The sequence below is a fragment of the Streptomyces sp. NPDC127119 genome (assembly GCF_042677425.1).
In the GTDB taxonomy this organism is placed as follows: Bacteria; Actinomycetota; Actinomycetes; order Streptomycetales; family Streptomycetaceae; genus Streptomyces.
In genome coordinates this window covers 1-13,486 of record NZ_JBHXTO010000196.1, presented here as the reverse complement: position 1 = coordinate 13,486, position 13,486 = coordinate 1, and the positions used below count along the sequence as shown (strand labels likewise).

Genomic DNA, 13,486 nt, shown 5'->3' with positions numbered 1-13,486 from the left:
GTCCGGCGCGCCACCGCTCCCCGGCCGGGGGGCGGGGGCTTGGCCCCCGGCCCCGCTGCCGTTCGCGGTACGCCGTGTCGCGGTACGCCTTGCCGCGGTACGCCATGTCGCGGTCTGCCGTTCGCGCGGTCTGCCGGTCAGGCCGCGGCGGGGACCTCTTCGCGCTCGAAGGAGTCGATCGTGCGGGTGAAGTCCCGGGTGGAGAGCAGCAGCTTGTAGATGATGGCGAGCTCGAAGACGAGGAGCAGGGCCCCGGAGACGATGGTCGCCTTGATGACCGAGTCGAACAGCGGGCCCAGGATGAACACGCCCATCTGGAACTCGATACCGCTCACCAGGTGCGTACGGATGCGGTGGCGCAGGAAGAAGGAGCGGGCGCGGAGATAGACCGGGAAGCGGTGCCTGAACTCCTGGTGCAGGTCGATCACGCGCGCCGGCGCCTTGGTCTGCGCCTCGCCCTCGGCCTCGGCTCCGGCCTCGCCCTCGGCAGCCTCCGTCGCAGTCGCAGTCGCAGTCACTGCCGTTGCCGGGGTCGCGGTCATCGGCGCGGTCGCGGTCGTCGGCACGGTCGTCGCCGCGTGCTCGCGCTCCGCGAAGGCGGCGACCTCGGGGCTCTCCGCGATATCCGCGGCCTCCGCGGCGCCCACCGGCGTCACCGTCGCCGTGGCCGCCTGCCGGATGTCCTGCTCGATGTCCGCCTCGGGGTTGTTGCGCAGCAGGTCCTCCATGAAGGCCAGCTCCGCGGAGTTCTCCGCGCGCCGGGCCGCCCGCACCCGTGCCTTGATCTGCTTGCGCATGGTGTGGCGGATCTTGAAGATCTCCAGGCCGTTGATGTAGCGCAGCGTGTCGAGGAAGACGACCGCGGCGGCCAGCCAGATGTAGATCGTCTCGCCGGTGCGGTCGTACTGCCCGGCCATCAGCGCGACGCCGCACACCGCGACCCGGATGCGGTCGAAGACGAAGTCCAGCCAGGCGCCGAAGACCGAGCCCTGCCCGGTGAGGCGGGCCACCTTCCCGTCCATGCAGTCGAGGATGAAGCTCAGGTGGTAGACGAACGCACCGGCGATCAGCCACCGCCAGTCACCGAACGCGAAGAACGCCGCCGAGACCAGGCCGAGCAGGAACGCGCCCCAGGTGATCTGGTTCGGTGTGATCCGCGTGTACTTCGCGGTCAACCGCACCAGCGGGGTGGCGACCGGGTCGACGAGCAGCACGGTCCACCAGGCGTCCCGCTTCTTCTCGGTGATGCGGCGCACCTCTGCGAGGGGCGGTATGTCACGGCGCATAGGTCAACTTCCCAAAGTTCGTATCGAGTTCACCTCACGCTAAGAACCTGTTCGGGAAAAGAACAAGAAGATGCCCGTGCAACCTTCTGTGGGGGTCAGGGGTCGAACTCAGCAACCCGATCCATGACCCGACAGGACGGACCCTGCGTTACCCGAGCGTTATCTAGTGACCTTCCCGTTATCCAAAGTGCGCCATGGCTTCACCAATTCCATGGAACCGTGACCCGGGGGAATTCCGGGTTCGCTGAGGGTCACCTGAGCAGGCGTTCTGCGTCCTGTCAGGCCTTGTGCTGCCCTTGGGGAATTTCCGCTTCGATCAAATCCGCGGCGCGTGAAGTTCCTCCCTCGGCCGCCATCTCGGCCTGGATCGCCTTGAGTTTCCGTGCCACTTCCGGATCGTCGGCGATCGCCAGTACGGCTTCGCGCAGAGTGTCCGCGGTGACCTCTTCCATGGGCAGCCGGCGGGCGACTCCGAGCGCCTGGAGCATGTCCGCGTTGCCGAACTGGTCGACGGCCTGCGGGACGCAGACCATCGGCGTGGCGGTCGCCATCCCCTCCTGGCTGCCGCCCGCCCCGGCGTGCGTGACGAAGACGTCGGCCTGCTTGAGGATCGCGAGCTGCGGGACCCAGTCGCGCACTTCCACGTTCGCCGGGATCCCGCCGAGTTCGGCCGGGTCGACGTGCTTGCCGATCTGGAGCACCAGGTGCCAGCCCGGCAGTGCGCCGAACGCCTTCGCGCACTCGCGGTAGAAGGCGGGCTGCTTGGTGAAGGCGGACCCCAGGGACACGAGGGCGACGCGCTCGGCGCCGTCGGGCCGCCGCCACTCGCCCTGGGCGGCGCGGTCGCCCTGACAGGCGCCGACGAAGGTGTACACGGACTCGTCGACCCGGTCGGCGTTCGGCTGGAGCGCCTTCGGGATGAGGACCAGGGAACGGGCGGGCCGGCCGGCGAAGGAGTCGGGGTCCAGGCCGACGCCGTTCTCGTCCAGCCAGGCCTGGAAGCGGGCGTAGTACGCCTGCCCCCGCTCGGTCTTCTTCGGCTCCGCCCACATGGGCTCGGCGACCTCCTCCTCGTACCCCTCCCAGGCGACGAGGTTCGGTGAGAGCGAGACGGCGGGGACGCCCCAGCGGTGGGCGAGGACGCGCGCCGGGTACGAGGTGATGTCGTGGATCACGAGGTCCGGCTCGTCGCCCTCGTAGGCCTCGATGAGCTGCGGGAGCGCCTGGATCGCGTCCGCGAGGAAGGGTTCCACGTTGTCCAGGAGTGTGCTCCCCCAGGCGCTGGGGTCGTCGTCGGGGGACGGCAGGGTCGAGGTCCACGGCTTCGGCTCGGCGCCGGCCTCCGCGACCTTCTCGGCGAAGACCGGCGGAATCGCGTACGTGACCCGGTGCCCCCGGGCGACAAGCTCCCGGATCACCTCAAGACTCGGGTTCACATGCCCGTGGGCGGCGACGGAGAACATGGCGATGTGGGCGGGGGCGGTACGGGGGATGGTCATACCCCGACCCTAAACAAGACGAGACGTCTCGTGCAATCCAATTAACCCCACGGCCTCTTCGCGGGGTGCGCGCGCCAGGACGTCCGCTTTTTTGGGGGGCGTGGGAAACTGCGCGACAAGCCCCCACCGGACCCGCACCCGACGAACCCGCCGCACCACCCTCTTCTCAGGGGCGCGGGGAACTGCGCGACAAGCCACGACGGACCCGCACCCGACAACCCACCGAACCCACCCCGCCCCCGGCCCGACGGCCCGTCACCGCTGGTACCGCGCCAGCACCCGGTTCCCGTCCCCCACCAGCCGCCGCCGCAACTCCCCCATCCCGATGGCCCCGCTGTAGTACGACTGATAGGCGGGCGTGGCCACCTTGTCCTTCCACTCCGGATACCCCCGCACGGACTGCGCGGGAGCCGACCGCAGCTCCCCCGCGACCGCGGCCCCCACGGCCCACCCGTCCTTCTCCCCCCGCAGCGCCGGATCCCGCAACGCCTGCGTCCCGGTCGGCAGCATCCAGTCCCCCAGCGCGAGCCGCACCATGTTCCGCGGGCGGAGCAGGAAGTCGATGAAGGCCGCGGCCTCCTTCTTGTGCGGGCTGTCCTCGGCGACGGACAGCGTCTGCGGACTGACCCCCTGGGTGAGCCCGTCGGCTCCCGCGGGCGCGGGCAGCACCTGCCAGTCGAACCCCTTCGGCGCCTGCTGCACGATCTGCTGCCGATAGGAGAACCCGAGCGGAACCATCGCGTACTTGCCGCCGAAGAACCCGGGCAGCGTGTCGGACCCGCCGCTGCCGAGCGTCGAACCCGACGCGCTGTCATCGACGTTGACCTGGTCGTGGATGGTCCGCGGCACGACCTCGTCACCCTCCTCGAACCGGATCCGCACCTTGCCGTCGGCCCCGCGGTGGAACAACTGTCCCCCGGTCGACAACGACAGGTTGAGCGTCGCCGAGACGGGCTCCTTGAGCGGCCAGGCCACCCCGTACTTCCCGTCCCCGGTGCTCAGCCGGTCGGTGATCGTCCTGAACTCGTCCCAGCTCCACGGCTTTTCGGGGGTGGGAATCCGTACCCCCGACTTCTTGAGCCACGTGGCGTTGGCGATCAGGACCCGGGGTTCCTGGAGGAACGGCACACCGTAGATCCCGTCCCCGAACGTCGTCGTCTCCCAGCTCCGCCCCGGGATGTCGGACGTGAGCCGCTCGGACAGCAGCCCGCGCAGATCCGCGAGATACCCGCCGTACGCGAAGTCCGCGAGGTCGTCCGAGGCGTCGTGGATGATGTCCGGCGCCTCACCGCCCTCGAAGGACGTGAGCAACTGGTCGTGGACGCTGTCCCAGGAGCCCTGTACGTACTCGACCTCGACGTCCGGATGCGCGGCGTTCCACTCCCGCACCAGTTCCTTGTTGGCGTCGACGGACTCCTTCTGCCAGGCCAGCGACTGGAAGCGGAGCGTGATCCGCCCGTCCTCGGAGCCGCCCCCGTCCTCGGAGCAGCCGGAGCCCGCGACGAGCACCAAACCGGCGACCAGCCCGGCCAGCCACCCCCTGCCCCTCCGCAACCGCATCCGCGTGCGCATCAGCTCTTCACCGCCCCGGCGAGCATGCCGCCCGTGATCCGTTTCTGGATGAGCGCGAAGACGACCAGCGACGGGATGGTCGCCAGGAACGCGGCGGCGGCGAGCGGGCCGAGGTCCGCCACGCCCTCCGCGCCGAGGAAGTGGGTGAGGACGACGGGCAAGGTCTGTTTCTCCGGGGTCTTGAGCAGCACCAGAGCGAAGAAGAACTCGTTCCAGGCGGTGATGAACGCGAACAGGGCCGTGGCCACGATGCCCGGCGCGAGGAGCGGCGCGGTGATCGAGACCAGCGTCCGCACCTTGCCCGCGCCGTCCACCGCGGCGGCCTCCTCCATCTCGGCCGGCACCGCCCGTACGTACCCCACGAGCATCCAGAGCGCGAACGGCAGCGCCCACACCACGTAGACCATGACCAGCCCGGCCACGGAGTTGATCAGGTGCAGGTTCTTCAGGACGAGGAACAGCGGGATGATCACCAGGACGAACGGGAACGCCTGGCTGACGACCACCCAGCCGGTGGCCGCCTTCGCGAGCCGGGTGCGGTGCCGGGCCATGACGTACGCCATCGGGGTGGCGATCAGTACGGCGATCACGGCCGCGCCGAGCGCCGCGACCAGGGAGTTCAACGCGGCCCGCAGCAGCGGCTGTTCGTCGAAGGCCTGCCGGAAGTTGTCGAGGGTCGGATCCTGCGGCAGCCAGGTCGGGTGCAGGCTGGCCAGTTCGCGCGCCGGCTTGAAGGCCGTGGAGATCAGCCACAGGAACGGGAAGGCGAGGAAGACCAGATACGCGAGGAGTGCCGCGTACTGGCCCGCGCGGGCCCTTCTGCTCGTCCTCACGCGTCCTCGCCTCCCCGCAGCCGGCCGACCAGGTGGACGGCGAGGATCACCGAGATCACCGCGACCATCACGCATCCCATCGCCGCCGCGTAGCCGAACTGGCCGTAGCGGAAGGCCTCTTCGTAGGCGAACAGCATCGGCAGCCGGGTACGGCCGCCGGGGCCGCCCTGGGTCAGCACGTAGACCAGGGCGAACGAGTTGAAGTTCCAGATGAAGTTGAGCGCCGTGATGGCGAGCGCGACCGGCTTCAGCGCGGGCCAGGTGACCGTGCGGAACCGCCGCCAGGCGCCCGCGCCGTCCATGGCCGCCGCCTCGTGGAGTTCGCGCGGGGTGTTCTGCAGTCCGGCGAGCAGGGCGACCGTCGTCTGGGGCATGCCCGCCCAGATCCCGACGACGATCACCGCGGGCAGCGCGGTCGCGAGGTTCGACAGCCAGTCCCGTCCGTCACCCAGGCCCAGATCGCGGATCGTCTCGTTGAGGATGCCCGCGTCCGGGTTGTAGACGAGCCGCCACATGATGCCGACCACGACCTCGGGCATCGCCCACGGGATGATCGCCAGCGCCCGCGCCAGCCAGCGCAGCCGCAGCTCCTCGTTGAGCAGCAGGGCGAGCCCCAGCGCGAGGACGAACTGCGGGACGGTCACACCGACCGCCCACACCAGGCCGATCCGGAACGACTCCCAGAACAGGGTGTCGTGCAGCAGATCCTGGAAGTTGAGGGTGCCGATCCACCGCGTGGGCTCGGTCCGGCCCGACTGCGCGTCGGTGAACGCCAGGGCGATGCCGTACAGGAGCGGGCCGACGCTGAGCACCAGGATCGGGATCAGCGCGGGCAGCACCAGGAACCAGGCGCCGTGGTCGACGGGGCGGCCGTCCCCGCCGGCCCGCGGCGAGGGCTTCGCTGACCGCTTCCTTGCGGTCGCCAATGTCACGGAATCGGCTCCTCTGAGCGGTTCGTGTCGATGTGGCCGTCCCGGTGGCCCCCGTCATCGTCGTGATCCGGCGACACCGCGTCAAGACAGCACGCGCGCCCGGCGGGCGGCCCCCACCAGTGCGGATGCGGCGCCCGGTGGCGTACGCCGTGCTGTCGTGTCCACGGCCCGGGGCAGAATGGCGTACGAGGGCGTACGAGGGCGTACGACGACGTGTGCGGGAACAGCGGGAACAGTGGGAGCCCAGAGCTTGGCCGAGGGCTTGGCCGGTGGCTTCACGGAAGGCGAGTGATGGACGAGGCACAGGCGCGGGACGTACTCGCCGAGGCGCGCATCGGCCCGGCCGGGCGGGACGGCCGGGACGCGGTGCTCCTCGCGCTGGGCGAGAACGCCGTCTTCGCCCTCGGTGACCTGGTGGTCAAGGTGGGCCGCGACACCGAACTCCTCGACCGGGCACGGCGGGAGCTGGCCGTCGCGCTCTGGCTCGCCGAGGCGGGCGTTCCGGCGGTGCGGCCCGCCGAGCCCGAGGCGCGGTTCGTCGACGGTCACCCCGTGACGCTGTGGCACCGGCTGTCCGACCCCGTCCGCCCCGCCGAACCACGCGATCTGGCCGCACTGCTGCGGGTGGTGCACGCGCTGCCCTCCCCCACGTTCGCGCTGCCGCGCCGTGAGCTGCTGGGCGGGGTGGAGCGGTGGCTGCGGCTCGCGGGGGACGTGATCGATCCGGCGGACGCGGCGTTCCTGCGGGAGCGGCGGGACGGGTTCGCCACGGCCTCCGCGGCGCTCACGCCCACGCTGGTGGCGGGGCCGATCCACGGGGACGCGCTGCCGCGCAATGTGCATGTCGGGGCCGACGGGCCCGTGCTGGTCGACCTGGAGACGTTCTCCTCGGACCTGCGGGAGCACGACCTGGTCGTACTGGCGCTGTCCCGCGACCGGTACGGACTGTCCGCCGAGGCGTACGAGTCCTTCACCGGGGTGTACGGGTGGGATGTGCGGGAGTGGGAGGGGTGCGGGGTGTTGCGGGGGGCTCGGGAGACCGCGAGCTGTGCGTGGGTTGCGCAGCATGCGCCGAGTAATCCCCGGGCGCTGTCGGAGTTCGAGCGGCGGGTCGAGTCCCTGCGCAACGGCGACGAAACGGTCCGCTGGCACCCGTTCTAGGCGCCCCGCGCCCCTGAAAGGCAGTGCGTTGACTGCGGGGCCGTCGTGGCCGGTCGCGCCGTTCCCCGCGCCCCTCAAAAGCGGGGCTGCGCCCCTGCTTTTGGCCCTTTGGGGGCGCGGGGAACTGCGCAGTCTTTTCGTCTGGAGGGGGCGGAGCTCTCAGGCCTGGGTGCGGATCGTTTCGGCCGCTCTGTGCAGCTCGGTGAGAACCGTGCGTACCGCCTTGCGGGCCGTGCGTTCGGGGCGGTGCAGGGCGTCGATCTGGCGGCGGGCCCGGACGCCGGTGAGGGGTTTGAGGACCAGGGCCGGGTGCGGGCGCATCGTCCAGCGGGGCATCAGAGCGAGACCCCCGCCCGCGGCGACCGCCTCGGCGACCACCGCGAACTCGTTGATGCGGTGGACCAGCCGCAGCCGACGCCCCGCGGCCGTCGCGATCGCGTCGATCGTGGCCACCACCGGGAAGCCGTCGTGCGCGGTGATCCAGGGTTCGTCGGCCACGTCGAGCGGGGTGAGCCGCCGCTTGACCGCCAGCGGATGATCCGCGGGCATGGCCACGTCGAGCGGTTCGCGCAGCAGGGTCGTGGCGGTGACCGTACCCGGCCAGCCGGGGGTGTGTTCGAGGCGGTGGGCGAGCACCAGGTCGTACTCACGGGTCAGCGGCGGGAAGTCGTCCTGCGTCACGTCCGCGTCGGCGAGCGAGAGGCAAGGGCCGCCGGGTGCGGCCAGCGCCCGCAGCAGCAGCGGGAAGAACGCCGAGGCTCCGCTGTGGAAGGCCGCCACCGACACCTCCCCGTCCGGCCGGTCCACGAACTCCTCGACGGTGTGCCGGGCACGCTCCAGTGCCGTCTCCACCTCGATCGCCGCGCCGGCCAGGGCCTGTCCGGCATCGGTGAGGGCGAGCCGCCGCCCCTGGCGCTCGGTGAGCGGTACGGGAATCGCGCGTTGCAGCAGCCGCAGTTGCTGGGAGATCGCCGAGGGCGTCACCAGCAGCGCCTCGGCGACGGCGGTGACACTGCCCAGTTCGCCCAGCTCACGCAGAATCCTCAGTTGTCGCTCGTCCATGGCCCGCAGCCCTCCTCTGCTCTGCCCGGCGCCCTCCCCGATGTAGTGATGCTAAAGGATCGTTTAAGAAGTTGGCTCTGTGCTTCAGAGTCGTGGCAGGGCAGGGTGAGCGCGTGCCCGATGCCCGCCGTACCGATGCGGTACTCCTCCTTGTCGCTCTCGTCTGGGGCTCCAGCTATCTGGCCGCCCAGACGGCGACCGCCGTACTGCCCGTCCTGGTGGTGCTGTTCGCGCGGTACGCCCTGTCCGCCCTCGCCTGTCTCGGCCTGGTCGCCGCCGACCGGAAGTCGGGCCCGTGGACCCGCGACGAGATCCGGCTCGGTCTGCCCCTGGGCATCACCCAGGCGGCCGTCCTGGTCGTGGAGACGTACGGCGTCGCGCACACCAGTGCCGCCAACGCGGGACTCATCATCAGCCTGACCATCGTGATCACCCCTCTCCTGGACCGCACCGGCCGCAGCGGCGGTCTCCCTCCGGCCTTCTACGCGGCCGCAGGCGTCTGTCTGCTAGCCGTCGGTCTCCTCATGTCGGGCAACGGTTTCCACGCGCCCCGCCTCGGCGACCTGCTGATGCTCGCCGCCGCGGTGATACGCGCCGGGCATGTCGCGCTCGTCGGCCGGCTCGCCGTGGGCCGTGCCGTCCGGCCGCTGCGGCTGACCACCGTGCAGACCCTCGTCGGCACCGTGCTGTTCCTGATCCCCGCGTCCGGCGACCTGCCCACCCTCGTGCACGTGGGCGCGGCGGGGTGGGCCCAGCTGCTCTATCTCGCCCTGTTCTGCAGCGTGTTCGCCTTCCTCGCGCAGACCTGGGCCGTCCAGCGCACCTCGGCCAGCCGCGCCAGCCTCCTGCTGGGCACCGAGCCGATCTGGGCTGCGGCGGTGGGCATCGCCCTGGCCGGCGACCACTTCACCCCCCTGACGGGCCTGGGCGCGACCCTCCTGGTCGCCGGCACGTACTGGGGCCAGGCGATAGAACGCTCCCACCGGGCCCGCGCGACGAAGGCGACGCCGCCGACCGCGCTGAAGGCCGCGCGCAGCGCGCCTTCAGGGGCGCGGGGAACGGCGCGGCCGGCCACAGCGGACCCGCAGATCAGAACCGACCCCGACCTTGCCCCCGACTCCGGCCCCGGCCAGGGCCCCGCAGAGGACACCCCATGCCCGACACCGACCACGACACCTACGACCGTCTGATCGCCCTCCTCGACACCGCCTCCGTCGACTACGAGCTCATCGACCACGAGCCGGAAGGCAGCACCGAGGCGGTCAGCGCCCTGCGCGGCAACCCGGAGTCCGCGGCTGCGAAGTGCATCGTCCTGCGGGTGAAGGTCGACCGGAAGACCACCCGCAACGTCCTCGCCGTCGTCCCCGGCGACCGCCGCGTGGACCTGGACGCGGTCAAGGCGCTCTACTCGGCCCGCTACGCCGGTTTCAGCGACGCGGCCACCGCGGAACGGCTCGCCCGCTCCGTGCCCGGCACCGTCCTGCCGTTCAGCTTCGACGCGGACCTCGAAGTCGTCGCCGACCCGGACGTGGTGGCCCAGCCGCGCCTCTACTTCAACGCGGCCCGTCTGGACCGCTCCCTGGTCGTCTCCGGCGCCGACTACGCCCGGCTCGCCGGACCGCGCGTCGAACGCATCGCCGGCCCCGGCGCCGGCTGACCCCGGGTCAGACCCGCAGGTCCGTCAGGTTCCGGACGGGCCAGACGCCGTCCACCACGGCCTCCGCGTCCCCCTTGCGGCGCAGGAAGCTCTGGAAGTCCGCCGCCCACTCCGCGTACCACTCGATCTGGCGGCGGTGCAGTTCGGCGGGGCCGAACGCGGCCACCTTCGGGTGGCGGTCGGCTATCGCGGCGGCCAGCCGGGCCGCGGCCAGGGCGTCCGCCGTGGCGTCGTGGGCGGAGACGAGCGAGACGCCGTACTCCGCGCAGACCGCTTCGAGATTCCGCTTGCCCCTGCGGTAGCGGTCCACCGAGCGGTCGATCGTGTAGGGGTCGATGACCGGCCCCGGGTCGATCCCGCCGAGCCGCTCGCGCAGTGACGGCAGTCCGTGTCTGCGCAGTTCGGCGGAGAGCAGGGTCAGGTCGAAGGCCGCGTTGTACGCCACGACCGGGACGCCCGCCTGCCAGTACGAGACGAGCACCGAGGCGATCGCGTCGGCCACCTGGTCGGCGGGCCTGCCCTCGGCCGCCGCTCTCTCGTTGCTGATCCCGTGCACCGCCACCGCGTCCGCGGGGATCTCGACCCCCGGGTCGGCGATCCACTCCCGGTGCCCGGCGGGCTCCCCGCCGCGGACCTCTATCACCGCTCCGGTGACGATGCGCGCCTCGCGCGGATCGGTCCCGGTCGTCTCCAGGTCGAAGCCGATCAGCAGCTCCCCGTGCCAAGCCATGCCGGCCCCCTTCTTCGTGGTGCGTTCCCCCAGTGATCTCCACGATGCCATGGGCCACTGACAATCCGAGGACCGCGTTCCACTCACCGGCCGCCGCACCACCGGCAGCCACGGCACCGGCCACCGCGTCACCTGGGGAACGGGGCCGGTCAGGACACCGGACGCGAATCCGCCCAGGCCACCTCGAACTCCTCGCGATACGTCCCGAAAAGCCCTTCTTCGCCCGCCTCGTCCGGCTTCAGTACGCGACCGCCGCCCCGCAGGACGAGTACCGGCGCCTCCATCCCGCGGGTGCGGCGCAGATACGACTGCACGACCGCGACCCCGTCCGAGCCGTCCCCGTCCACGAGGTACGCCGTGAAGCGGGGCGTCTCGTCGTAGACCTGGATCTCGAAGGCGCCGGGATCGCGCAGCCGGGCCCGCACCCGGCGCATGTGCAGAATGTTCATCTCCACGGAACGACTCAACTCGCCGCGCTTTATGCCCAGTTCGCGCTCGCGGCGCTTCACCGCGCTGGACGCGGGGTTCAGGAACAGCAGCCGGGTCCGGCAGCCGGACTCGGCCAGCCGCACGAGCCGCCGCCCGGAGAAGTTCTGCACGAGGAGGTTCAGGCCGATCCCGATCGCGTCCAGGCGCCGGGAGCCGCCGAAGAAGTCCTCGGCGGGGAACTGCCGCAGCAGCCGTACCCGGTCGGAGTGCACGGCGACCACGTCCGCGTACCGGTCGCCGACCAGGTTCTCGACGGCGTCGACGGGCAGCCGGCGGGCGGACGGCACGTCGCTGCCCGCGCCGAGGATCTCCAGGAGTTTCGCGGAGGCCCGCTCGGCCTGGGCAAGGACGGCCTCGGACAGCGCCCGGTTGCGCGAGACGACGTTGCGGGTGACTTCCAGTTCGTCCAGGGCGAGTTCGACGTCCCGGCGCTCGTCGAAGTACGGCTCGAAGCACGGCCAGTGCTGCACCATCAGCTCGCGCAGCTGCGGCAGCGTGAGGAAGCTCAGGACGTTGTCGTCGGCGGGGTCGAGCAAGTAGCCCTTGCGGCGGCTGACTTCGCGTACGGCGACGGCGCGCTGGACCCATTCCTGCCCCGCGGGACCGGCGGCGGCGACCACCCAGTCGTCCTCGCCGTGCACGGGTTCGTAGATCGGGCGCAGAACAGCGGCCACGACCGCGCGCAGCCGCTGTTCGACGAGGTTCAGCCAGATGTAGGCCCGACCGGCCCGCTGGGCGCGTGTACGCACCTCGCCCCAGGCGTCGGCGCCCCAGTCCAGCTCCGCGCCGATCTCCATCGGCCGGGCGAGGGACACCGCTCCCGGTGGGGCGTCTGCGGAGCTCCCCTCGTGACCGCCGTCACCAGGGGGCAACTCCAGCCCTCCGGACCCCACCCGCACACCGCCTTCCGCTCCCCCGAGCACTCCCCCAGCCAACGATCAAGGAAGGGTACTCCGGGAGCGGCCGGCGGTGCAGCCGGATGGACAGGTCGTTTCTCAACTACCGCGTTCCACTTGCCCGTTCTGGTCGGCCAGCTCCGGCGGAGTGAGCGGATTCATAGCGGTGACGTCCCGCGGGGCCAGTGAGAAGCCCTGCCAGTGGACCGGCATGGGCTGCTGGTCCTCGTCCCGGGCGACATGGTGGAAGCCGACGTTCACCCAGGCCACGGGGTGGGTGAGGGTCTGTCCGTTGACCCACTTGTCGACGGACTTGCCGCCTCCGGTACCGCAGTTGCGGATGTTGTTGCTCGCGAACTGTTCGCACTTCTTGTACTCGGTGAAGTAGATGTCGTGCTTGGTGAAGCTGCGGCCCGGGTACTTGGAGGTGGCGCCCGGGACGAACTCGTACGAACGGGCGTGTTCGTCCTTGTTCTTTCCGGTCGTGCTGACCACGCGCCACCAGCGCATGTTCTTGGCGTCGCCCGCGAGTTCCTTGGTGACCTTGGTGCGGGTGGTCTTGTTGCGCGGGGCCTCGCCGCCCGCGGCCGGCGGGCTGACCACGGAGTCGTACTGCTCGACCTTGTTCTTGGAGCTGCCGTCGAGGCCGAAGTTGAGCCGCCAGAAGACGTTGTGGCTGTGGCTGGTGGCGTACGACTTGGCGCCCTTGCCTATCGGCCAGCCGCGGCCGTCACCGGCGTCGTAGTCGCCGGGCGAGAGGCTGCCGGTGGCGCCGACGTTCATGTTGATCGTGCCGTCGTCCTGGAAGCGCCACTCGGTCATGTACTCGTACCAGCCGACCTGGTTGACCGTGTAGACGAGCAGGTCCTTGCCCTGCTGCTGCCAGACCTTGCCCGCCTGGTCGCCCTGCATGCGGTAGGCGTGGCCGCGCGAACGGGTCGTGGTGCACAGGCCCTTGACGTTCGGGTGCTCCGGGTCCCAGGCGTCCGGGACCTTGACGGTCTTGATGGTGCCGCCCGGGCACTCGCCGGGGGCCATCTCCATCAGGCCCTGTCCGAAGCCGAAGCCCGTGAGGTCGTCGTACTCGACCGAGCCGTCGTCGTAGGGGACGTGGATCTGGGCGAGCTTGGCGCTGGTGAGGACCCGTATCGGCTTGGCCTCGACCTTGGGCTGGTACGAGACGTTCTCCAGGACGAGCCCGGCCTCGCTCTCGTAGTGCCAGCACATCGTCCAGGTGGTGCCGGTGGAGAGCTTCTGCTCGATCTTGTAGGCCGCGCTGCAGTCCGCGGCGGCAGCGGCCGCGGGGGCGGTCCGGGTCTCGGCGACGGCCGGTCCCGCGGCCGTCGTGACGCCGGCGGCCAGGGCGACC

The 13,486-nt window shown here is 71.0% G+C and carries 12 protein-coding genes; 3 read left to right on the top strand and 9 right to left on the bottom strand.

The window, feature by feature from the left end; all coding sequences use genetic code 11:
• Nucleotides 1–137 precede the first annotated feature (137 nt).
• The 5 genes from ACFVH5_RS40990 to ACFVH5_RS40970 form a co-directional block, all read right to left on the bottom strand.
• Nucleotides 138–1,286 (bottom strand): CDP-alcohol phosphatidyltransferase family protein, encoded by a 1,149-nt coding sequence (locus ACFVH5_RS40990; RefSeq protein WP_385838773.1) that lies wholly within the window; start codon nucleotides 1,284–1,286, stop codon nucleotides 138–140.
• Nucleotides 1,287–1,564: 278 nt separating this feature from the next.
• Nucleotides 1,565–2,785 (bottom strand): macrolide-inactivating glycosyltransferase, encoded by a 1,221-nt coding sequence (mgt, locus tag ACFVH5_RS40985; protein WP_385838772.1) that lies wholly within the window; start codon nucleotides 2,783–2,785, stop codon nucleotides 1,565–1,567.
• A 255-nt stretch (nucleotides 2,786–3,040) separates the two neighbouring features.
• Nucleotides 3,041–4,357 (bottom strand): ABC transporter substrate-binding protein, encoded by a 1,317-nt coding sequence (locus ACFVH5_RS40980; protein WP_385838770.1) that lies wholly within the window; start codon nucleotides 4,355–4,357, stop codon nucleotides 3,041–3,043.
• A complete protein-coding gene (locus ACFVH5_RS40975) occupies nucleotides 4,357–5,190 on the bottom strand; it encodes a carbohydrate ABC transporter permease (RefSeq protein WP_384799929.1) in 834 nt (277 codons plus the stop codon). The genes ACFVH5_RS40980 and ACFVH5_RS40975 overlap by 1 nt, the downstream gene beginning before the upstream one ends.
• Entirely contained in the window at nucleotides 5,187–6,122 is a 936-nt protein-coding gene (locus ACFVH5_RS40970; protein WP_385838769.1) for a carbohydrate ABC transporter permease, read from the bottom strand. Before ACFVH5_RS40970 ends, ACFVH5_RS40975 begins: the two co-directional genes overlap by 4 nt.
• Before the next feature lie 291 nt (nucleotides 6,123–6,413).
• Here ACFVH5_RS40970 and ACFVH5_RS40965 point away from each other — a divergent pair, with 291 nt between their 5' ends.
• Nucleotides 6,414–7,283: a phosphotransferase enzyme family protein gene (locus ACFVH5_RS40965; protein ID WP_385838768.1), complete on the top strand. Its 870-nt coding sequence runs from the start codon at nucleotides 6,414–6,416 to the stop codon at nucleotides 7,281–7,283.
• A 159-nt stretch (nucleotides 7,284–7,442) separates the two neighbouring features.
• Here ACFVH5_RS40965 and ACFVH5_RS40960 read toward each other — a convergent pair whose 3' ends face one another.
• Complete coding sequence (locus tag ACFVH5_RS40960) at nucleotides 7,443–8,345, bottom strand: LysR family transcriptional regulator (protein WP_385838767.1); 903 nt, start codon at nucleotides 8,343–8,345, stop codon at nucleotides 7,443–7,445.
• 113 nt (nucleotides 8,346–8,458) lie between these two features.
• Between ACFVH5_RS40960 and ACFVH5_RS40955 the strand changes: the two genes are divergently transcribed.
• Nucleotides 8,459–9,535, top strand: coding sequence for a DMT family transporter (locus ACFVH5_RS40955; protein ID WP_385838765.1), 1,077 nt, complete (start codon nucleotides 8,459–8,461; stop codon nucleotides 9,533–9,535).
• A complete protein-coding gene (locus ACFVH5_RS40950) occupies nucleotides 9,499–10,002 on the top strand; it encodes a YbaK/EbsC family protein (protein ID WP_385838764.1) in 504 nt (167 codons plus the stop codon). Before ACFVH5_RS40955 ends, ACFVH5_RS40950 begins: the two co-directional genes overlap by 37 nt.
• A 7-nt stretch (nucleotides 10,003–10,009) precedes the next feature.
• Here the strand turns inward: ACFVH5_RS40950 and ACFVH5_RS40945 are convergent, their stop codons facing one another.
• From ACFVH5_RS40945 to ACFVH5_RS40935, 3 genes are all read right to left on the bottom strand, one after another.
• A complete protein-coding gene (locus ACFVH5_RS40945) occupies nucleotides 10,010–10,732 on the bottom strand; it encodes a 3'-5' exonuclease (RefSeq protein ID WP_385838763.1) in 723 nt (240 codons plus the stop codon).
• 149 nt (nucleotides 10,733–10,881) lie between these two features.
• Nucleotides 10,882–12,114 carry an SAV2148 family HEPN domain-containing protein gene (locus tag ACFVH5_RS40940; RefSeq protein ID WP_385838762.1) on the bottom strand — a complete coding sequence of 411 codons (1,233 nt, stop codon included), beginning with the start codon at nucleotides 12,112–12,114 and terminating at the stop codon, nucleotides 10,882–10,884.
• A 102-nt stretch (nucleotides 12,115–12,216) separates the two neighbouring features.
• A complete protein-coding gene (locus tag ACFVH5_RS40935) occupies nucleotides 12,217–13,479 on the bottom strand; it encodes a copper amine oxidase (RefSeq protein ID WP_385838775.1) in 1,263 nt (420 codons plus the stop codon).
• Between the last annotated feature and the right edge of the window lie 7 nt (nucleotides 13,480–13,486).